The sequence below is a fragment of the Nocardioides sp. Leaf285 genome (assembly GCF_001422955.1).
Taxonomy (GTDB): domain Bacteria; phylum Actinomycetota; class Actinomycetes; order Propionibacteriales; family Nocardioidaceae; genus Nocardioides; species Nocardioides kribbensis.
In genome coordinates, this window is sequence record NZ_LMNH01000004.1 from 663198 (window position 1) to 683133 (window position 19936).

General features: G+C 71.6%; 15 protein-coding genes. 8 read left to right on the forward strand and 7 right to left on the reverse strand.

The window, feature by feature from the left end:
* Window positions 1-329: 329 nt before the first annotated feature.
* Complete coding sequence (locus ASF47_RS17280; protein WP_156697968.1) at window positions 330-1418, reverse strand: hypothetical protein; 1089 nt, start codon at window positions 1416-1418, stop codon at window positions 330-332.
* Window positions 1419-2580: 1162 nt separating this feature from the next.
* On the opposite strand from ASF47_RS17280, the gene ASF47_RS17285 reads away from it, so the two are divergent.
* From ASF47_RS17285 to ASF47_RS17300, 4 genes are all read left to right on the forward strand, one after another.
* Window positions 2581-3252 (forward strand): zeta toxin family protein, encoded by a 672-nt coding sequence (locus ASF47_RS17285; protein WP_056865174.1) that lies wholly within the window; start codon window positions 2581-2583, stop codon window positions 3250-3252.
* A gap of 133 nt (window positions 3253-3385) precedes the next feature.
* A complete protein-coding gene (locus ASF47_RS17290) occupies window positions 3386-3877 on the forward strand; it encodes a hypothetical protein (RefSeq protein WP_156697969.1) in 492 nt (163 codons plus the stop codon).
* A complete protein-coding gene (locus ASF47_RS17295; protein ID WP_056865176.1) occupies window positions 3874-4860 on the forward strand; it encodes an ImmA/IrrE family metallo-endopeptidase in 987 nt (328 codons plus the stop codon). The genes ASF47_RS17290 and ASF47_RS17295 overlap by 4 nt, the downstream gene beginning before the upstream one ends.
* 985 nt (window positions 4861-5845) lie before the next feature.
* Window positions 5846-7690: an AAA family ATPase gene (locus ASF47_RS17300; RefSeq protein ID WP_082500455.1), complete on the forward strand. Its 1845-nt coding sequence runs from the start codon at window positions 5846-5848 to the stop codon at window positions 7688-7690.
* 505 nt (window positions 7691-8195) lie between these two features.
* Here the strand turns inward: ASF47_RS17300 and ASF47_RS17305 are convergent.
* Window positions 8196-9062: an Fpg/Nei family DNA glycosylase gene (locus tag ASF47_RS17305; RefSeq protein WP_056865178.1), complete on the reverse strand. Its 867-nt coding sequence runs from the start codon at window positions 9060-9062 to the stop codon at window positions 8196-8198.
* Window positions 9063-9260: 198 nt separating this feature from the next.
* On the opposite strand from ASF47_RS17305, the gene ASF47_RS17310 reads away from it, so the two are divergent.
* Window positions 9261-9521, forward strand: coding sequence for a hypothetical protein (locus ASF47_RS17310; protein ID WP_056865179.1), 261 nt, complete (start codon window positions 9261-9263; stop codon window positions 9519-9521).
* 75 nt (window positions 9522-9596) lie between these two features.
* On the opposite strand, the gene ASF47_RS17315 is transcribed toward ASF47_RS17310, so the two are convergent.
* On the reverse strand, window positions 9597-11978 hold the full coding sequence (locus ASF47_RS17315) for a SulP family inorganic anion transporter (protein WP_082500456.1): 2382 nt from the start codon (window positions 11976-11978) through the stop codon (window positions 9597-9599).
* A 403-nt stretch (window positions 11979-12381) separates the two neighbouring features.
* Here ASF47_RS17315 and ASF47_RS17320 point away from each other — a divergent pair, with 403 nt between their 5' ends.
* Window positions 12382-13641 (forward strand): ATP-binding protein, encoded by a 1260-nt coding sequence (locus ASF47_RS17320; RefSeq protein WP_056865180.1) that lies wholly within the window; start codon window positions 12382-12384, stop codon window positions 13639-13641.
* 74 nt (window positions 13642-13715) lie between these two features.
* Here ASF47_RS17320 and ASF47_RS17325 read toward each other — a convergent pair whose 3' ends face one another.
* Window positions 13716-14312 carry an OsmC family protein gene (locus ASF47_RS17325; protein ID WP_082500457.1) on the reverse strand — a complete coding sequence of 199 codons (597 nt, stop codon included), beginning with the start codon at window positions 14310-14312 and terminating at the stop codon, window positions 13716-13718.
* Between the two features lie 113 nt (window positions 14313-14425).
* On the opposite strand from ASF47_RS17325, the gene ASF47_RS17330 reads away from it, so the two are divergent.
* Both ASF47_RS17330 and ASF47_RS17335 read left to right on the forward strand, forming a co-directional pair.
* Window positions 14426-15316: a glycerophosphodiester phosphodiesterase family protein gene (locus ASF47_RS17330; protein WP_082500458.1), complete on the forward strand. Its 891-nt coding sequence runs from the start codon at window positions 14426-14428 to the stop codon at window positions 15314-15316.
* 10 nt (window positions 15317-15326) lie between these two features.
* A complete protein-coding gene (locus ASF47_RS17335) occupies window positions 15327-16277 on the forward strand; it encodes a DUF5926 family protein (protein WP_056865182.1) in 951 nt (316 codons plus the stop codon).
* Between the two features lie 260 nt (window positions 16278-16537).
* Here ASF47_RS17335 and ASF47_RS17340 read toward each other — a convergent pair whose 3' ends face one another.
* From ASF47_RS17340 to ASF47_RS17350, 3 genes are all read right to left on the reverse strand, one after another.
* Window positions 16538-17989: an adenylate/guanylate cyclase domain-containing protein gene (locus ASF47_RS17340; protein ID WP_235558794.1), complete on the reverse strand. Its 1452-nt coding sequence runs from the start codon at window positions 17987-17989 to the stop codon at window positions 16538-16540.
* A gap of 13 nt (window positions 17990-18002) precedes the next feature.
* Window positions 18003-18380 (reverse strand): Crp/Fnr family transcriptional regulator, encoded by a 378-nt coding sequence (locus ASF47_RS17345; protein ID WP_056865183.1) that lies wholly within the window; start codon window positions 18378-18380, stop codon window positions 18003-18005.
* 309 nt (window positions 18381-18689) lie between these two features.
* Window positions 18690-19928 carry an arginine deiminase gene (locus ASF47_RS17350; RefSeq protein WP_056865184.1) on the reverse strand — a complete coding sequence of 413 codons (1239 nt, stop codon included), beginning with the start codon at window positions 19926-19928 and terminating at the stop codon, window positions 18690-18692.
* Window positions 19929-19936: the final 8 nt, after the last annotated feature.

Genomic DNA, 19936 nt, shown 5'->3' on the forward strand with positions numbered 1-19936 from the left:
GTCGAGGGGACCAGTCTGTGCCCGTCGATTCACCACCGCTGCTCGTTCGTCGCTTGATCGTGGAATCGTGGTCAGAGAACCGCGTCGGGCCCTCGAAATCGCCTCTCGCGTGGCGTCAGGCACTTCGCCGGGCTTCGCGTCACCTGCCGGGCTGGTCCGACCGGGGCACTGCCAATAGCGGTGCTCGGCCCATCCACCGAGCGGCAGCCAGGCCGCGAGAGACCCCCGTAGCGGCCCTGAATGTTCGCGCAGCATTGGACCGACCCCTCACCCGACCCCTCACCCGATGACGCACGACGCGAAGCGGCCGCTATCGCCGTCTTCGGGACTTACCGGCGGACGAGGGCCCGAAGTTCGAGGCCCAGCACGACGAGTTTGCCCGCGAGTTCCGCAGCCGGCTCGTCTCTGAGCTCGTCTTCAACCGTTGCCGCGAGGGGGTCGGCGAGCCTGTGGTCTGGGACGGCCATCAGGGCGGCCCGTGCCCCTTCCAGTACGCACAGGAGTTCGCGTTCTACGAGCAGTGGTGACCTCTCGGCCCAGAAGGATTGACGGAACTGTCGGACGGAAGCTCGTTCGACGCCCAGGAGCGCGTCAACAAGGTCATCCACGTCCTCGCCCACCGGGGTCCCCCTTCGCGCGACTCCCGTCGCGGACAAAGCGAGCGCGTCCGCCGACGCCGCGAACTCACGAAGCGCGGCCTGGAGACGAGTTGACCTGGAGATGGACCACCCCACCTGCGCGAGAAAGGAGCCGATCAGTAACGGGATGACGGCTCGACTGTCGCGCACGGCCAACGAGAGTGCTGCGGCGGAACCCAGCACCAAGCCGCACCACGAGGTCGCGTCCCCGATTCGGCGGATCGTCTGATCGGCGCGCATTGGTGTCGCCGTCACGGGCGCCGGGTCGGCGGTCACGATGAGTCGAGTACCGACCGCGAGTAGCGAAGTGACCAAGGTCGTCGTCAGGTATGCGCGGGCGTTACTCGTCCACTGCGGTTCGGACAGGGCGAGCACCAGGCCGGCGGCTGCAACGGCGGCTGCGACCGTCGATAAGAGAACGGCAGCCGCTGAGACCAGCCGCATGGTTCGCGCTGCCCACCGCGCCACTAAGGCGAGCAGCTTGTCGGAGAGGAGCGGCGAACCGGCCACGAAGGTCGCGAGCACGCCGACGTCGAGGAGTACCGGCCACAGCGGTTGCAGAACTCCGCCGCGGGTCCCGAGTACGGCGCTGAGGGCCAAGAGCGTGCACCCTACGGTGAGGCCGAGGAGATAGGGCCACGTCGATCGATCTCCGACGCGACGCCCGTTCTGGTCGAGGGGTTCGCCTCGAAGGTCGATGGCTCGTTGCAGCAACTCTCCGTGGTCGGGCTTACGGCGCCGCCCGTCCGTTGCGGGCGGCGAAGACGGGGCGTTGATCACGCAGGGAAGGTACGCGTCCGCGTGGCCGTCAAGGCGGTGAGCTCTCCGGGGCAGCCAGGAACCGGGTTGCCGAGCAGGCGGGCCTCTGGGGGTGAGTCTCGGTCCAGCAGTGCTCTGTACGGGCATGGACGCCCCGGTGAGTGATTGCGCGGCAACCGGGCAGACCGGCGCGGAGCGCAACTGCGGCGGGCGCGGCCGAGCCGGCCGACGGACCCCGTCGGTCGGCCGGGCTGTCTGGCGTGCGGAGTGCGTGGGCTCGCGGACGTCCGGGCTCCCGGACGTCCGGACAGAGCTGGCACGCCCCGCTCCGCCACCCCGGAACTCTGACCTACGTCCTCACGAAGTGCGGGAACGGCCTGCTTTTCCCGAGCATGGGAATCTTCGCCTAGAGCTCGCGGTAGCCGAATAACGCCCGGCACCTCGAACAGAGGTGCCGGGCGGTTCAGCGTCCTTCCCAACAGCGGCGCCACGTCCCACCCAGAAAACCGCCGAGAGAACGACACGGCGCCGCACAAGCAAGAGCACCAGAAGCACGGAGGAGGCGACCTGGACGTCCCCGCACCTGGGGCGAGCGCACCGGACTCGCCGACGTCGGCGGCGCAATGTGGCTGGGGTGCTCACGGGCAACGTGAGAGGACGACGTCGCGACGGAACCGAAGCGCGACACCATTGTTGGGGTTCAGTGCAATCCGGGAGAGCACCAAGAGGTCGTAGTCCGCGCGCGTTTAGTCGTCGTGCGCGATCCCGCGGTTCCTTGCCCGTTCCTCCTCGAACTGTTCGAAGGCAGGTGCCGCCGTGCGTCTCCCCGAAGCGGACACTCGCCAGGCCTGGCTGAGACCCGACATCGAACAGAGCACGGGAGCGCGTCGTCGACCACCGCGCTCTAGCGGGGACCGACGTCCCCAACAGTTAAGGTTCGACCTGCTCGCGCATCGGACGACGGAGGACAGCTGGTGGTGGATGAGGCGCTCCTCGCGCGATTCGCGGCGCGGGTCGTCGATGTCGACGCGTACTCGCGCACCTGGTGGGCGAAGCGCGAGGAACCACAACTGTCCTTCCTGCAAGCCAACCCCGGGTCCGGCTCAAACTCCTCGACCTCACCGCACGGGACCAGCCGATCGGTACCGAGGACGTCTACTCGACCGACCATGGAACGACTTGGGTGGACGAGCGGCTGGACCTGCAGGCCGAGTTGCTGGCACAGATGGACGAGACCGATGCCGGGGCGGACGGGGGCGACGTTGAGTCGATCTACTTCCTGCTGGGTCTGCCTGGCTCGGGCAAGAGCAGCTCGTTGCGTCCGATCGCCGTCCAGCATGCTGGACTGGGCGGGGTGCCGCCGGTCGTCGACGCGGACGCCGTCCGCGTCCGCTTCCCGGAGTACGCCGACGGTCTCGGATCTGGCGTGGTGCAGGCGGAGACAGCCGTGCTGACCTACGGGCGCGGCTACAGGTGGGGTGAGGGTCGCCAGGGACGCGTGCTTCTCGGGGGAGCGCCGGTGATCATGTTGGACACCATCGGAGACGCGGAGCACCTTCCTCGCACCATCGCGCGCGCTGTCGAGCTGGGTAGGCGCGTCTACGTTCTGCGGACTGACTGTCCTGTAGAGGTCTGCCGGGAGCGTGCGATGCGTCGAGCGTTGGACAACCGGCGAGTCGTTCCTCTTGAGCTCATCGACGCGAAGGCCGGGGTCCCCGAACATGCCTTCGAGGCGGCTGTGGCCACGGGCGTGGTGGACGGGTGGGCCGTGGTCAACACCGCCGGCGAGACGGCCGACATCAGTTCAGCGAGCGCCGACTTTGCCGCTATGACCATTGCGGAGGTGCCCGCTTAGAGCACTCGCGCTCGATCGGTGCAGTTCAAGGCGGCGTGTCGGGGAAGTTTGTCGATCAAGACGGCGTTGTTATGAGTGACACTCCGCTAGAACGGATAGTGTGAAGTAGTCAAGGTTTGAGGCGGTGAGTCGGATGAGCAAGCGCACTGTTGAGCTGGAGCGCTCAGACGCTCTCGAGCAGTACGCCTACGCCGCCGTCGTCGACGACGCCGTCGGCATGCAGGCCGCTCTCGACCGCTACTCCGCAGCCGCCCCGGACGACGGCGAACCCTCAGACGCCGTGAAGAGCGCCCTCATCGACGCCGACCCGGTCGCTGCTGCCGCAGCGGGGTGGATGACCTTCCACGAACTGGTGGCAGTCGTCGCGCCCGACCCGGAGGCTTACCTCGACCCCGACGAGGTGGCCGCGTTCGAGGCCGCCGGACCACACATCCTTCGTCGTGTCGTGGCGAGCCGAAAGGCTGGCGAGACCTTCACCGCCGGCACTAAGACGTCGGCCGACGCTCGCTCCAACAAGAGCGCGTTCGCCCTGGCCGCTCGGGGCCGCGCTCTCGACCCCGAGGCACTCGTCCGACTGCTGAAGGAGCACGGACTCGAACCGGACGACGAAGACCTCAACGAGTGATCGGAGTCGTCTCGCCATCGGTGACGCCAGCACAGAGGCTCGCCGACACGATTGTCGACGCGCTCGACCTGAACCCACCGATCCCGATCCGGGACCTGGTGGCCGCAGTCGCCGACATCAAACTCGCTCGGGTCCGCGAGATTGGTCTCGACGCGGTTCTGCACGGCCTGCACTCGTCCGGGCGGCCGACCCTCCTGATCGACGAGGACTCTCCGAACACGCGCCAGATTTTCACGCTCGCCCACGAGTACGGCCACCTCTGCATGGCCTGGCACCAAGGCACCCTCGAGTGCTCAGTGACGCCGTCGGAGTCAGGCGACGGTGAGCACAGCACCCTCACCCAGACGTTCTCGTTCGAACGCGAAGCGAACCAGTTCGCGTCCCGGCTCCTGGTCCCCAAACGGTTCGTCGCCGACCTGGACCCAGACGACCCAGTGACCCTGTTCGAAGCCGTCGGCAAGTGTGGCGTCTCGGCCGAGGCGGCCGTTTACGCCGTCGCCGGGTACATGCCCCCCGGATGGACCTTCGTCCTCCTCGACGCCTTCGGAACGAACGCGCGAGCCATCGCACGCAGCCCCGGGACCCTCGACCTGCGCGTCGTCCCAGGCAAACCCGTCGACATCGACTTCGTCGGGCAGTTCCTCTCAGCCTCCGGCGACGTGCACCTCGCCGGATCGCACATCTACTGGGGCCGACACGAACAAGCGATGGACCTGGCGACCAGCAGCGTCGACTGGCGACCCATCCTCACCGAAATCATGGCCGCCCACGGATACGACCCGACACCCTCGGGCGAGGACTGGCGCAGCGTCAACGGGGTCGCGTCCTGGAGCCACGGCAGGGTCGGTCACGACGACGTGAACCTCCTCGCGAACTCCATCAAGCAGTCCTTCCTCCGTAACACCGACCATCAAGAACTCACCGCCCATCCACGGTTTGACGAGTTCGTCAGTAGCCGGGCACTCAGCTTCGCGAACAACTAAGTCGAGAGCAGCGACACAGACGCCAAACACGCTGGCGTCCCGGAGTCGTGATCTCGCGGACTAGTCAATCGCTACGCAGCAAGCACTGTCGCCGACGCGAGACCGGCCTCAAATGAATCATCGCCAGCGCCACAGATGGTCGCCTATGGCCTCGCAATCGTTCATGCGCCTACAGGCAGGTCCTCTCCCGGACTTATCGATATGTACGCGTGCAGCCCCTTGGCGCAGTACCTTCGCGCAATGCCATCTGACAAAGACCCCGCTAAAGGGCCCAGGGTATGCCGAGACCATCTGCCCTGCGAGCCCCGAGGGTCGCGATCATGTTCCCAGCGGCCGGAGACAACTGGAACTTCGCGAGACTGTCACTGTGGGAGGCGCCGACCATCGAAATCGATCGTTGGCCCGAGGTCCTCAATGACCAACTTGAGGGCCGTGAAAGCGAGTTAAGGCCGAAACTCAGTTCACTCGCATCGTTTAGATAACGTACGTCCGACGCCTAAATTCGCGAACTTGAAGATCCCTTACAGCCGGCTTTAATTTGTGCAGTGCCAGAAGAGGTCTACATCCCCTTTTGGGTTCGCCTCGCCTGTCATAGTCCAAACTACTGGACCGCGCTGAGGGTCACGTCGGTCAGGTAGTGAGGCCAGTCCCAGAGAAGCCCGCGCTCTTAACGCAACGGTTCTCAGGATGCTCCAGTGGACGACATCCTGTACCCCAGGAGGCACTCGCACGACCTTCCGCGTGGCCTGCATCAGGGGCGGGACCAACTTCAAGATCTGCTCAGCGAGCAAGCGGACCAACCCACCGGCCCGCAGGACGCCGTGACCGCGATTGTGGCTGTCCCCGGACGCCGCGCCCCGACGCCGACACAGACCACGAATGCCGCAGCCAGCTGGCAGGGATGGCTCACGACTGAGTCGCCCCGAGGGCGCGCAACCACGGCGATCCCAAGTACATCGCTCCTCGGTTCTGGAACGCTACGAGCATGAGGATCGGTCCACACGGCATGCACAAGTCTCTTCGTCAGGACGAGCTGGCAGCCACTGAACTGCCCGACTTCGCGGTAGTCACCGGGACCAACGGCTCAGGGAAGACTCATCTCCTCGAGATGCTGTCCTCAGCGTTGTTCGGCGACCGACGAGACGAGCCCCTGCTTAGGACTACGCCCGTTCACTTCGTCGGAGCTGGGGATTTGCTGCATTTGACGAATCCCTCGGCCGTCCACCTCAGCGGCCAAGTCACCGACGGCGGTCATCAACTGCAGCGCGGACTCGCCGCCCTCGCTGAACAGTTGCGTCAAGAGCCCACCATCGAAGGGCCGGAGCCACTGTCGCTGCGGAAACGGGTAGCAACCGCAGCAGTCGAGGACGGCATCATCACCTACGAAGCGATGTCTCAACTCCTGGCACGCACTCTGGGTGACCCTTGGGAGCTGCCCCCTACCGCACTTGCATCGTTTGCCCCCCTAGCGGGGGCCCAAATGAATCCGTTCGCAGACAACATCGGTCTCATCTTCCGCAACTGGCTGCAGGCGCACCTGCTCAACGACCTGCAAGAGCTGCGAGCGGCCCGCGGTCAGGACAGCTACGTCCGATCGCCCGAACAGATGCGGGTCTTGATCGGCCCGCCCCCGTGGGAAGTCTTCAATCTGACACTCCATGAGGTCGGTTTGCCCTTCGAGGTCACGGCGCCACCTGATCTCCTAGATCCCTACTCGGTCAATGCTGAGCTGATCAGAACAGCGGCAGACGGACCCACCGCCGCCCCAGCAAGCCGACTACGCATGGAAGATCTCTCGTCTGGTGAAAGAACCCTCCTCGGCCTAGCCCTCGTGCTTCTAAACATCACCGCCACCGGGATGACGCCGCGCGTGCCTTCGATGGTCGTCCTCGACGAACCCGACGCAACGCTGCATCCCTCGATGGTCAAGAACCTCGTCACCATGCTGCAGAACGTCTTCTGTCAACGGTTCGGAGTACGTGTAGTCCTCACGACGCACTCACCGTCAACCGTCGCCCTCGCGCCGCCCGAAAGCATCATCCTGATGAGCCGCGAAGGACCACGGCTACGTCCCGTCTCGACCGACACCGCCCTCGCCGCACTCACCGTCGGCATCCCGACGCTCAGCGTTCGGTCGGAGAACCGCCGCCAAGTGTTCGTCGAGGCCCCCTTCGACGAACGCGCCTACACCACGATGTGGGCGCTGCTCGGCAACCGGTTGAACACGCCTATCACCCCCGTATTCATTGCTAGTGGTGGCGATGCGACGACGGAGGGTCGCTCCGGGGGCAATACAGCAGTCAAGAACTTTGTACGACGTCTACGCGAAGCCGGTTCACGCACCGCCGTCGGTATCGTCGACCGCGACAACAGCGAAGGTTCGCCCGACGGAATCTTTCAGTTGCAGGGTCGTTACGCAATCGAAAACCTGCTCCTGGACCCACTCCTTCTCGGAGTTCGGCTGGTCAACATCGGCGCAGTGACCATGGATCAACTCGGCGTCCCAATCAACACGACGACCCACCAGCTCATTCGCGAACACTGCCAACAGCTGGTGGATCACATCTGCACCTCCCTCGACATGGCTGACGGCGAAACTAGAGACGTGCTCTATCTCGGGGGACAGACGGCCCGCGTGCCGTCCATGCTCCTGAACCTTCAGGGCCATGACCTCAACGACCGAGTACTGCACCGCTTCGGGAAGCTTCACCGTGACCGAGGCGCATCGCCGTATGGACACCTAACCGCGATTTTCCACACCACCGTGCGCGAGTACCCGGAGGCAGTTCCGCAGGCCCTCCTGGAGTTGTTCGCCTCAGTGACTAGGTAGCCCCCGTTCGTCTCCTGAGCGGACGACACCGCGTCGGGCGCGACATGGTCGCGAGCAGTCGTGACGGGACCCCCGTCCGGGGGGAAGGATCACCGATCATCCCGGCCGAGGAGAGGTCCCTGGCATCAACGCCCCCTGGCCGCCGGAATCGAGTGACCCGTGTGCCGGCATGCACGACGGCCTGCGCGACGGGCGCGCCCACTGCCCCACCGCCGCCCGCGACACCAGCGACCCGCCACGGCAACCCCAACGACACCCAGCCCTGCGCGGAAACGCCCAGATCCGCATGAAACCGGCAATCGCCGGTCGTGCTCGCGCTATCTGAAACACGCGAGTGGCGCGGACGCACTTGTGCTCGCCCTAACTGAAACCGGGCCGCGATGATGCTCGTCTTAACTGAAAGTGGCAGAGAACGCTGCTCGCCTTATCTGAAAACCCTGCTGCGCAGGCAAAATGCTCACCTAAAGTGGCAAATGCTCACTCAAAGTGGAAGTTCACACTGACGCTACTTGAGCAGCCGGCTCATCCGGCGGTCGGCCAGCGGCTTGCCACCGGTCTGGCAGGTGGGGCAGTACTGCAGGCTGGAGTCGGCGAAGGAGACCTCGCGCACCGTGTCGCCGCAGACCGGGCAGGCCTCGCCGGCGCGGCCGTGGACGGCGAGGTGGGACTTCTTCTCGCCCTTCAGCTCGCTGGCGGCCAGGCCGCGGGAGCGCTCGACGGCGTCGCCGACGGTGCGGCGCAGGGCGGCGTACAGGGTGGCGAGCTCGTCGTCGGTGAGGCTGTTGGCCGGCTTGTAGGGCGACATCCGCGCGGCGTGGAGGATCTCGTCGGAGTAGGCGTTGCCGATGCCGGCGATGGTGCCCTGGTGGCGCAGCACCCCCTTGACCTGCTTGCGACCCTCGCGCTGCAGGATCGCGCCGAGGACGTCGACGGTGAAGCCGTCCTCGAGGGGGTCGGGGCCCAGGCTCGCGATGCCGGGCACGTCGTGGGGGTCGCGCACGACGTACATCGCCAGGCTCTTGCGGGTGCCGGCCTCGGTGACGTCGAGACCGGTGCCGTCGTCGAGCTCGATGCGCACCGCGAGCGTCGACTTGCTGCTCGGCTTCGGCGGCACCATCGGCAGCTCCTCACGCCAGCGCACCCAACCCGCCCGGGCGAGGTGGAGCACGAGGTGGACCCCCGAGGCGTCGATGTCGAGGAACTTGCCGTGGCGGGTCACGTCGTCGACCAGCGTGCCCTCCAGCGCCGACAGCGGCGGGTCGAAGGTCTTCAGGGCGCTGAACGCCGCCACGTGGACCTTGACGATCGCACGTCCGTCGAGCCGGCCCCTGAGGTCCAGGGCCAGCGCCTCCACCTCGGGTAGCTCGGGCACGTCGCCGAGTCTAGGGGGGTGGGTGCGCCCGACCGGCGGGTTTCACCGGCCGGCTGGCGAAACCCGCACCTGTCGGCCCTCGCGCGGGCCGACAGGTGCGGGTGCGGGCYGACAGGCTCGGGTACGCCGCAGTCCSGGGGTCGCAGGCGTGCGGACCGACCCGGTGACAGACGGGCGCGGGCGGAGCATCATGGGCAGATGTCACGCGTGCGCACGCTGCCCGAGACGGGGTCGATCCACCTCGACGCCCGCGGCGACGACCGCGCGCTGCGGGTCTCCTGGCACCCCGAGGCCGAGGTCGTCGTGCTGTCGCTGTGGCGCGACAACGTCTGCGCTGGGTCCTTCCGGCTCAGCGTCGACGAGGTGCCCGAGATGATCGAGGTGCTGCGCCGCGGCCTCGACCAGGCCTACGACGCAGCGCGCGCCCGCCGCCACGCGGCCTGGGCCGAGCCGGCCTGAGGGTGCTGGCCGGTCCGGGAGCCCGGGCCGCGCGGGTGCGGGTCGTCCGCGACCGCGGGCGGTCGCGGGGTGCGCTCAGCCGGCCAGGTGGGCCAGCCGGTCGAGCTCGGCGTCGGTGAGGTCGACGAAGGCGTCGTCGCGCAGCACCGAGAGCGAGCCGTCGTCGATGCGGAAGAACAGCCCGACGAGCCGCACCCGCTCGAGCCGCTCGGCGCCGAGCACCTCGCGCAGCCGGTCGAGGGTGACCGCGACGTTGACCTGGGCGAGCTGGTCGACCTCGCCGTCGCCGGCGGCCGCCGCCGACGCGCCCACCGGGTGCTGGGCCCGCCAGGCCGACACCGAGGGTGCGGCGTGGCGCAGCCAGCGGTCGACCGGGTCGCTGGCGTCGGCGCCCGCGGCGCCCGCGGCGCCCGCAGCCCCCGCGTCCGGGCCGACGGCCTCGTCGGAGGCGACCGCGGCGGTCATCGCGCCGCAGCCGGAGTGACCGCAGACGACGACGACCTCGACGCCGAGCTGGTCGACGGCGTAGAGCACCGGCGCGGAGACCGCGCCGTCGTCGTCGCCGTCGGCGGGGGCGAGGTTGCCCATGGTGCGGATGGTGAAGAGGTCGCCGGGCCCGCTGCTGGTGAGCTGGTTGGGCACCAGCCGCGAGTCGACGCAGCCCAGGAAGGCGGCGCGGGGGGCCTGGCCCTCGCGCAGCTCGTCGTAGACCGGCTGGAGCGAGGCCGAGGTGCGGCGGTGGTACTCGCGCACGCCGACCGCCAGCGGGTGGGCCGGGGTGGTGGTGCCGAGCTCGGCGCCGCCGTTCTGCCACGCGCCCCAGGGCAGCCAGGCGCGGGGCGAGACGGGCCGCGACTTGGCGGCGCGCTCGGCGGCCGCCTCCTCGCCGGCCGGGCCGGAGTGCTCGACGACGACCTGGCCGCCCTGCGCCTCGTAGCGGCTGCGCCAGTCGTCGATCTGGTCGCGGGCCGCGGGGTCGAGGTAGTCGACGAGCAGGTCGACCTCGACCACCTGGCCCTCGGGCACGGTGGCGAGCCGCCGGGCCAGCACGGGCAGGGCAAGGAACGACACGCTGCCGTGGACCTCGACGACCCACAGCGCCCGCCCGTCGGGGGCGGGGCCGGCCTCGCGCACGTCGACCTTGACCTGGGCGGTGCGCCACAGGGTGAGCAGCAGGGCGCCGACCAGGCCGATGAGCACGCCCTCGACCAGGTTGAGCGCGAGGACGCCGACCACGGTGGCGACGTAGATCCACAGCTCGCCGCGGGCGCGGGAGCGGCGTACGTCGGCCGGCTTGACCAGCCCGGTGCCCATGACCAGCAGCAGGCCGGCGAGCGCGGCCAGCGGGATCTGCTCGACCAGGCCGACCAGCAGCAGGGCGAAGACGAGCACCCACACGCCGTGCAGGATCGCGGAGGCGCGGGTGCGGGCGCCGGCGGCGACGTTGGTGGCGCTGCGCACGATGACGCCGGTGACGGGCAGGCCGCCCAGCGCGCCGGAGGCGGTGTTGGCGACGCCCTGGCCGACCAGCTCGCGGTCGAGGCGGGCGCGGGGCCCGTCGTGGAGCTTGTCGATGGCCACCGCCGAGAGCAGGCTCTCGACCGAGGCGATGAGGGCGACCGTGAGCACGGCGCCGGCCACGGCCAGGGGCGTGCCCTCGGGCATGGCGACGGTGCCGATCTGGTCGAGCAGCGCGCCGCCGAGGTCGACGCGCTCGGCGTCGGGCAGCCAGGCGGCGGCCATCAGGGTCAGCAGCGTGACGGCGACGAGCGGGCCGGGCACCGCCCTGACCCGGGCGGGCATCCGCGGCCAGAGCAGCAGGATCACCACGACGCCGGTGGCCGCGAGCAGGGCGTGGGAGTCGGGGGAGAGCAGCGACGAGCCGATGGACTGCAGGTTGGCCCAGGCCGAGGGCTGCGAGGTCGAGCCGAGGGCGACGTTGAGCTGGCCCAGCACGATCGAGATGCCGATGCCGGCCAGCATGGCGGCGACCACGGTGGGCGAGATGGCCAGGGCGTAGCGGCCCAGGCGGGTGGCGCCGAGCACGAGCTGGAGCAGGCCGGCCATGGCGGTGATCGCGCAGGTGGCCTCCCAGCCGAACTCGGCGACGACCTCGGCGACGACGACGGTCAGCCCGGCCGCCGGTCCGCTCACCTGGAGCGGGGCGCCGCCGACGATGCCGGCGAGGATCCCGCCGACGGCGGCGGCGATGAGGCCGGCGGCGACGGGGGCGCCGGAGGCCACGGCGATGCCGAGCGAGAGCGGTACAGCGACGAGGAAGACCACCAGCGAGGCCGGCACGTCGAAGCGGGCGTCGCGCCGGGCCCAGCCGGTCAGCGAGCGGCCCAGGTCGCGGGGGGAGGGCAGGCCTCCGGGTGGTCCGGACCCGGCGGGGGAGCCGGGGGAGCCGGGGGAGGAGGCGGAGTGGGCAGCGGGGGGTGCGTGCGTGTGGGTCACCGAGAATTCCCTGGGATCGACGGAGTGTGCGGTCTGTGGGGGAAGGGCGAGAGTAGGCAGACGCCTGGGCGCGACACCCGGTCGTGTGACCGGGATCCCGGTGGTCGTAAGAGGATTCTCATCCCCGTCTCAGACGGGGCTCGTGAGGCGGGTGTGGCCGCTGGGGCTCGCTCGCGCTCTCTGGAAGCGTCTAGGGCTGACCCGAGACAGCTCGATAGTCGGGTAGGGCGGCGCGCGGGCGGGGCGCGGTCGGGGGCGGGCGACGCACGGGCAGCCGACGGCGGACGGAGGAGGAGGGAGGCTGAGGAGAAGGGAGGCGGACGAGGGCGGAGGCCGCGGAGCGCGTGGCTCGGTCCCGCGCGTCGTCTACGACTGACACTAGAGAGGCGGATACGGTCCTGTCATGGACCCGATCCGCAACCCCTACGCGCCCGGCGCCGGCCAGCGCCCGCCCGAGCTGGCCGGTCGCGACGAGGAGCTGGCGACCTTCGAGGTGGTGCTCGAGCGCGTCGCACGCGGTCGGCCCGAGCGCTCGCTGGTGCTCACCGGGCTGCGCGGGGTGGGCAAGACGGTGCTGCTCAACGCGCTGCGCTCCGCGGCGGTGCGCCGCGGCTGGGGCACCGGCAAGCTCGAGGCCCGCCCCGACCAGCGGCTGCGCCGGCCGCTGTCGTCGGCGCTGCACCAGGCGGTGCGCGAGCTCGGCGTACCGGGTCCTGGCGGCGGACCCGGTGGTGGGCCTGGTGGTGGGTCGGGGTCGGGGGAGGAGCAGGTCGACCACGTGCTCGGCGTGTTGCGCTCCTTCGCCCAGCGCGACGCCGGCGCCGACGCGCGCCTCAAGGACCGGTGGAGCCCGGGCATCGACGCCCCGGCCGTGCGCGGGCGGGCCGACTCCGGCGACATCGAGATCGACCTGGTCGAGCTGCTCACCGACGTCGGCGGGCTGGCCGCCGACGCGGGCAAGGGGGTCGCGGTCTTCATCGACGAGATGCAGGACCTCGGCCCCGACGACGTCTCCGCGCTGTGCGCGGCGTGCCACGAGATCAGCCAGTCGGGCCTGCCGCTGATCGTGGTCGGCGCGGGGCTGCCGCACCTGCCCGCGGTGCTCTCGGCGAGCAAGTCCTACTCCGAGCGGCTCTTCCGCTACGCCCGCATCGACCGGCTCACCCGGGAGGCCGCCGACCGCGCGCTGAGCGCCCCGGCCACCGACGAGGACGCGGCGTTCACCGAGGCGGGGCTGGCGGCGATGTACGACGCGACCGGCGGCTACCCCTACTTCATCCAGGCCTACGGCAAGACCGTCTGGGACGTCGCGCCCCGCTCGCCGATCACCGAGGACGACGTGGCCGTGGCCGCCCCCGAGGCCGAGCGCGAGCTGGCCGTCGGCTTCTTCGGCAGTCGCTACGAGCGCGCGACCCCGGCGGAGCGGGAGTACCTGCGCGGCATGGCCGACGCCGCCGTCGCCCTGGCCGCCGGCGGCACCGACGTCGACGCGGTCGGCTCGGTGGCCACCGCCGACGTCGCCGCCACCCTGGGCAAGAAGCCGCAGTCGCTCTCCCCGGCGCGCGACGCGCTGATGAAGAAGGGCCTGGTCTACTCCGGCGAGCGGGGCCGGATCGCCTTCACCGTGCCCCACTTCGGGCGCTACCTGCGCGAGCAGGCCTGACCCGTGCGCCCCCGGTGGCGTGGCGGCGACGTGCGCGGGTCGGTGCGGGGTCAGGTGCGGGGTCAGGTGCGGGGTCAGGCGCGGCGTACGACGACCCGCGGCGGCTCGCGCAGCGACCGCCCCACGACGCAGTAGCGCTCGGTGGTCGCGGCCAACCGCGCCAGCTGCTCCTCGTCGACGCCTGAGTCCTCGGGCAGGGTGAGGTCGAAGGTCACGACGACGTCGGTGACCCCGACCGGGGCCTCGCGGTCGACGCCGAGGGTGCCCCGGGCGTCGAAGACGGCCTCCGCGGTGCCGGTGGCGGCGAGCACGTCGACCCCGCTGGCCAGCGCGACGCTGCGCAGGGTCACCCCGGCGCAGGCGAGCAGCGCCTCGAGCAGCATGTCGCCGGAGCAGGCGTCGCTGCCGTCGCCGCCGGTGGCCTCGTGCAGCCCGGCTCGCGCGGGGCCGGCCCAGGTGTCGACGGTCGCGGTGACCCCGGGGTCGGCGAAGCCGGCGCGGGCCCGCAGCGGGGTGCGGGCGCTGGCGGGGTCGTCGCGGTAGCGCTGCTTGAGCGGCGCCTGGGCCGCGCGCACCTGCGCGCGCAGGTCGGAGGGCCCTGGCCCGGTCGAGGGCCCGGTCGAGGGCCCGGTCGAGGGCGAGGTCGAGGGCGAGGTCGGGGGTGCGGTCATGGCGCCAGTCTGCGCGGCCCGACGGGCCCGCGGACCGTCCGGTCGGACGGGGCGAGACCGGCCCGACACGCGATCGTCACCCGCGCGGGCGCGGGCAGGAGCACACTGGGTCGATGAGGTCCGGCGCACGACGCCCCGACGCTCCGCACGGCCCGCGGGCCGAGCCGGCAGCGGCTGCGGCCGGCGCGCTCCCGCAGGTCGTGGCGCACCGGGGGGCCAGCCACGACAACGCCGAGCACACGCTGGGTGCCTACGTCGCGGCGCTCGACGACGGTGCCGCCGCGCTGGAGTGCGACGTACGCCTGACCGCCGACGGGCACCTGGTCTGCGTGCACGACCGCACGCTGCGACGCACCGCGAGCGCCGAGGGGTCGGTCTCCACCATGGAGCTGGCCCAGCTCTCCCAGCTCGACTTCGCCTCCTGGAAGCACCCGTGGGCCGACCTCGACGACGAGGCACCCGAGCGCGACCCTGCCCACGACACCGTGCTGACCCTGCGCCGGCTGTGCGAGGTGGCCGCCGACTACGACCGGCGGGTGGAGCTGGCGATCGAGACCAAGCACCCCACGAGGTACGGCGGGCTGGTGGAGCGCCGGCTCGTCGACGTGCTGCGCGACTTCGGGTGGGACCGCCCGGGCACCCCGGCGCGGGTGATGAGCTTCTCCCACACCGCCCTGCAGCGCGTGGAGCGGCTCGCACCCGCCGTGCCGCTGGTGATGCTGCTCGACAAGGCCGCGCTCTGGCCGATGGTGCACCGCGTGATCGGCCCCGACTGGCGGGTCGGGCCCGGCGTCGAGGTGCTCGCCGGGCACCCGCGGCTCGGCCCGCGGATCACGGCCTCGGGGCGGCGGATGCACGTGTGGACGGTCAACACCCGCGACCAGCTCGACCTGTGCGTGCGGCTCGGGGTGGAGGCGGTCATCACCGACCGGCCGGCCTACCTGCTCGACCTGCTCGAGGCGCGGGGACGCACCGGCGCCGACGGGTCGGGGGGCGGCGTATAGGTTCACGCCCATGGCGAAGAAGTCCCGCACCAAGGCCCGTGAGACCACCACCCCCGGCGAGGTCGGCCCGCGCCAGCCCTGCCCCTGCGGCTCCGGCAAGCGCTACAAGGCCTGCCACGGCGCCCCCGGCGGCCCCGCGGCGACCTTCGTCAACCGCCCCTTCGAGGGCCTGCCCTCGGAGTGCGACGTCATCGCGCTGCGCGAGCTCGTGCCCGCCGGCACCGCCCCGCTGACCCTCAAGGACGGCGTCACCGGCTCCGGGCGCGCCGTCACGCTCTGCTCGCTGCTGCCGATGGCCGCGCCCGCCATGGTGCGCGACTCCGGCGAGGTGTGGCTGGGCCTGCAGGTGCAGCACAACTTCGGCGACCCCGCCCGCGACCTCGGCGCCGTGCTCACCAAGGCCCTCGAGCAGGCCGAGCGCGGCGAGGCCGGCATCGTCGGGCTCACCGGCGACCCCGGCGAGGGCCCCCGCCTGCAAGACCTCGTCGAGGGCGGCACGCTCGACGTCACCGTGCACGAGGGCTTCGACTACTGGATCGCCGACGTCGACGACCGCGACGGCATGGCCGCCGCGCTGGAGCAGGCCAACGAGGCCGCCGCCCCGACGGCCAGGCTGACCTCGGTGGAGTCGGCGTACTGGACCAACGTCGGCACCAAGGAGCACCTGCGCTGGGTCATGCCCGAGCCCGAGGACCGGCTGCTCGACGCCCTCGCCCGCCTCCACGCCGCCGGCAAGGACGACATCGCCCCCGGCTCGCGCCTGGTCGGCATGTTCCGCGCCCACGGCCTGCTCGCCCCCGTCTGGGACCTCCCCGTCGGCACCGGCCCCGAGGCGCTCGAGGAGCCGGCCGCGCAGTACGCCGCCGACCTCGCCGCCGCCCTCGCCGACGACGCGCCCCTCACCCCCGAGGAGCGCTCGGCCCGCAACGGCCTGGCCAACCGGCAGCTGACCATCCGCTGAGGGCTGGGCCGGCTCGGCGGGTTTCACCGGCCGGCTGGTGAAACCCGCGCCTGTCGGCCCACGCGTCGGCCGACAGGTGCGGGTCCGGGCCGACAGGTGTGACCCGTGGGGCCGGTGTGACCGGTCGGCGAGGTCGGCGAGGTCGGCGAGGCCTCAGTCGAGCCGGCGCAGCAGCCGCCCGCCCGGCGTCAGCCGGAGGTACGCCGCGAGCGCCCGCGACCGGCCACGGCGAGGCGTCGGGCCACGGCGTGAGCCCGCGGTCAGCGGGGCCGCACGACGTAGGCGGGCAGGCGGGAGTAGCCCTTCACCGAGACCCGCCGCAGCCGCTTGAAGCGGTACGCCGCCGCCCCGTCGCCCGCCGGCGCGTCGCCCGTCGGTCCGGTGCCGGCGGGCCCGGTGCCCGCGTCGTTGTCGCCGTCGCCGTCGGCGTCGAGTCGCTCGCCGCGCCCGTGCTCGGCGCCGCCACCGCCGTCGCGGTCGTCGGGCTCGCTCCGGTCGGCGCCGGTGAGCACGTCGTGGGCGCCGCGGTCGACGAGCACGGCGCCAGGTCGGGCGACGGAGGTCAGCCGGGAGGCGACGTTGACGGTGGGCCCGAAGACGTCGCCGAGGCGGCTGACGACGTCGCCGTGGGCGACACCGGCCCGCACGGCGGGGAAGTCGTCGTGCTCGTCCTCGCCGCGGGCGGCCATGGCGAGGGCGACGTCGACGGTGGCGGCGACATCGTCGGCGACGAAGAGCACCTCGTCGCCGATGTTCTTGATCACCCGGCCGCCGGCCTGCACGACGAGGTCGGAGACGGCGGCCTCGAAGCCCTCCAGCCACGCGACCAGCTCGGCGTCGCCGAGGGACTTGGAGCGCGAGGTGTAGCCGACGATGTCGACGAAGCAGACCGCCATCGCGGAGGTCTGGGTGCCGGCGGCGCCGGTGGTGTCGACGGCGAGCAGGCGGCTGGTGGCCGTGGCCAGGTGGCGGCGCCACACGTAGGACTGCAGGTGCTCGACCCGCTCGAGCGCCTCGGTGGCGAGCACGGCGAGGGTCTCGGCGGGGTCGCGCCCGCCGGGCCCGCCTTCGCCGCCGACCGCCCGCGCCGACTCCAGGGTCACGTCGGCCAGCAGCGCGGCCTGCCACTCCGCGAGGCGGGCGTAGCTGCGGCCCCAGGTGCGCACCAGCGCCGACTGGCGCTCGGGGCTCAGCACCCCCAGGCGCACCAGGTCGCTGCTCCACCGCAGCGCCTGCACGTCGGCGGCGGTGAAGGCCACGTCGTCGTCACCGGCGGTCGGGAAGCCCAGCAGCCGCCACAGCTCCTCGGCCAGCTCCGAGGGCACACCGGCCCGCTCCGCGACCTGGCGCCGGGTCAGGCTCGGTGGCTCGCCGAGCAGGTAGGTCTCCAGGGGGGCCAGGGCCGCGGCCAGCACCGCCGGGTCGACGTCGCGGGCCTCTCCCGAGCCCTCGCCCGCTGCGCCGTCAGCCGGGCCGTCGGTCGGGCCGTCGGTCGGGCCGTCAGTCGGGCCGCCGGCCGCGTCGCTGCCGCCCGAGGCGGTCCCGTCGGCCGGAGCCGCCGGGGCGCCCGCGGCTGCCCCGCCCGCCTCGCCCGCCGGGCCTGCCGGGCCTGCCGGGCCTGCCGGGCCTGCCGCGTCGGTCGCGCCGTCGACCGCCGCGCGCTCCCCCGACCCGCGCCTGTCACCGGGGCGGTCGGCGTCGCGGCGGCTCACGGCGTACGCGGGGTCAGGACTTGTCGCCGAAGCGCTCGCGCGCCACGGCCTCGAGCGCGTCGGAGAACTTCGGCATCTCCACGCGCAGCCTGGCGATCGCGTCGTCGGTGAAGTGGATCAGCTCGAGGGGGGTGAGCGCGACGACGCTGGCGGTGCGCAGCGAGTGGTTCATCAGGGCGGCCTCGCCCATGATGTCGCCCTCGCCGAGCTGGGCGATCTCGGTGCCCTTGTGGCGCACCGAGACGGTGCCGGAGAGGATGACGTAGGCCTTGTCGGCGGGGGTGCGCTCCCAGATCGGCGACCAGCCCTCGGGCAGGGTCACCCGGGTGCCGGCGGAGCTGATCTTGGCGATCTCCGCCGGGCTGAAGGCGCTGAAGAACGAGTCGGCCATGGCTGGTGCCTCTTCCTGGTGCGTGCGTGTCGCGTGGTGCTCCCCGCGCGGGATCCTCCCGGAGTCGCTGCCGCGTGGCAAGCGGTCCGGGGGGCCCGACGGCGAGCGGGTCGGCCGCCGTGGCCGCGGCCGCCGCAGCGCACCGTGGTGACGCCCGGTGCGCGCGACTGCCGCCCCGTCACGACGGGTCGGGAGGAAGTGTAACTGCGCGTTACAGCGGGCGTACGCCGATGCAGCCGCGCCGCCCGGGTGGTCTGGTCGGGTGGCGCGGCCGGCTGGCCGGTGCGGTGCGGTGCCGCGCGGTGCGGGTCAGGCGGTCGGCAGCGGGTCGCGGGTGACGGGGCAGCTCATGCAGCGCGGGCCGCCGCGCCCGGAGCCGAGCTCGGAGCCGGCGATGCGGACGACCTCGATCCCGGCGTCCTCGAGGCGGGCGTTGGTCTCGTCGTTGCGCTCGTAGGCGACGGCGACCCGCGGGGCGAGGGCGAGGGTGTTGTTGCCGTCGTCCCACTGCTCGCGCTCGGCGGTGACCGGGTCGAGGCCGGTGTCGATCTGGTGCAGCTGGTCGATGCCCATGGCGTCGGCGGCGGCCTCCAGGAAGGGCCGCGGCTCGCCGACCCGCAGCACCAGCTCGTCCTCGCCGGCGGCGGGGTCGGCGGCGGTGACGGTGTAGGCCTGCAGGGTGTGCGCGACGTTGGGGTACATCACGATCTTGTCGACGTCGACCAGCGTGCAGATCGTGTCGAGGTGCATCGTCGCGCGCTCCTGCGCGATCGGCACGGCCAGCACGGTGTGGGCGAGGTCGGCGTGGAAGACCTGGCGCGCCAGCGACTCCACGCCGGCGGGGGTGGTGCGCTCCCCGACGCCGATGGCGATGACGCCGGGGGCCAGCAGCAGCACGTCGCCGCCCTCGACGTGCTCGGCGTGCCAGCCGTGGATGCGCAGCGACCCGGCGAAGCGCGGGTGCTCGGTGTAGATCAGCTCGGTCAGCTGGGTCTCGCGGCGCCGCGCGGGCATGGCCAGCGAGGTGATCGCGACCCGGTTGCGCACCCACACGCTGGAGTCGCGGGTGAAGAGCAGGTTGGGCAGCGGGTCGACCAGGAAGTCGTCGCTGGCCAGCAGCGAGGTCACCAGGCCGTGGCCGCCGCGCACCTCGTCGTTGCGGATGCCGGCGGTGAGGTAGCCGGCCAGCTCGCTCGGCGTCGCGTCGCGCAGCGCGCGGGAGAGGTAGGTGCGCAGGGTGTCGCCCAGGTGCAGCCCCGACAGGCCGGTGGTGATGGCGTGGTTGCGCGCCGACTCGCTCTCGAGGGTCTCGGCGAGCAGCTCGGTGAGGTAGAGCACCTCCACGTCGCGCGCCCGCAGCGCCTCCGCGAAGGCGTCGTGCTCCTCCTGCGCGCGCGCCACCCAGGGCAGACCGTCGAAGAGGAGGCGGTCGTTGTTGCGCGGCGTGAGGCGCTTCAGCTCGTCGCCGGGGCGGTGCAGCATCACCGTGCGCAGCCGCCCGACCTCGCTGTCGGCGTAGTGCGTCGGGTTCTCGTGCGTCGAGGTCATGGGCCCAG

Coding starts and splice junctions, on each gene's coding strand:
- ASF47_RS17330 (WP_082500458.1), top strand. CDS start 14,426: ATGAGGTCCGGCGCACGACGCCCCGACGCTCCGCACGGCCCGCGGGCC.
- ASF47_RS17345 (WP_056865183.1), bottom strand. CDS start 18,380: ATGGCCGACTCGTTCTTCAGCGCCTTCAGCCCGGCGGAGATCGCCAAG.
- ASF47_RS17335 (WP_056865182.1), top strand. CDS start 15,327: ATGGCGAAGAAGTCCCGCACCAAGGCCCGTGAGACCACCACCCCCGGC.
- ASF47_RS17325 (WP_082500457.1), bottom strand. CDS start 14,312: ATGACCGCACCCCCGACCTCGCCCTCGACCTCGCCCTCGACCGGGCCC.
- ASF47_RS17310 (WP_056865179.1), top strand. CDS start 9,261: ATGTCACGCGTGCGCACGCTGCCCGAGACGGGGTCGATCCACCTCGAC.
- ASF47_RS17350 (WP_056865184.1), bottom strand. CDS start 19,928: ATGACCTCGACGCACGAGAACCCGACGCACTACGCCGACAGCGAGGTC.
- ASF47_RS17320 (WP_056865180.1), top strand. CDS start 12,382: ATGGACCCGATCCGCAACCCCTACGCGCCCGGCGCCGGCCAGCGCCCG.
- ASF47_RS17300 (WP_082500455.1), top strand. CDS start 5,846: ATGAGGATCGGTCCACACGGCATGCACAAGTCTCTTCGTCAGGACGAG.
- ASF47_RS17290 (WP_156697969.1), top strand. CDS start 3,386: ATGAGCAAGCGCACTGTTGAGCTGGAGCGCTCAGACGCTCTCGAGCAG.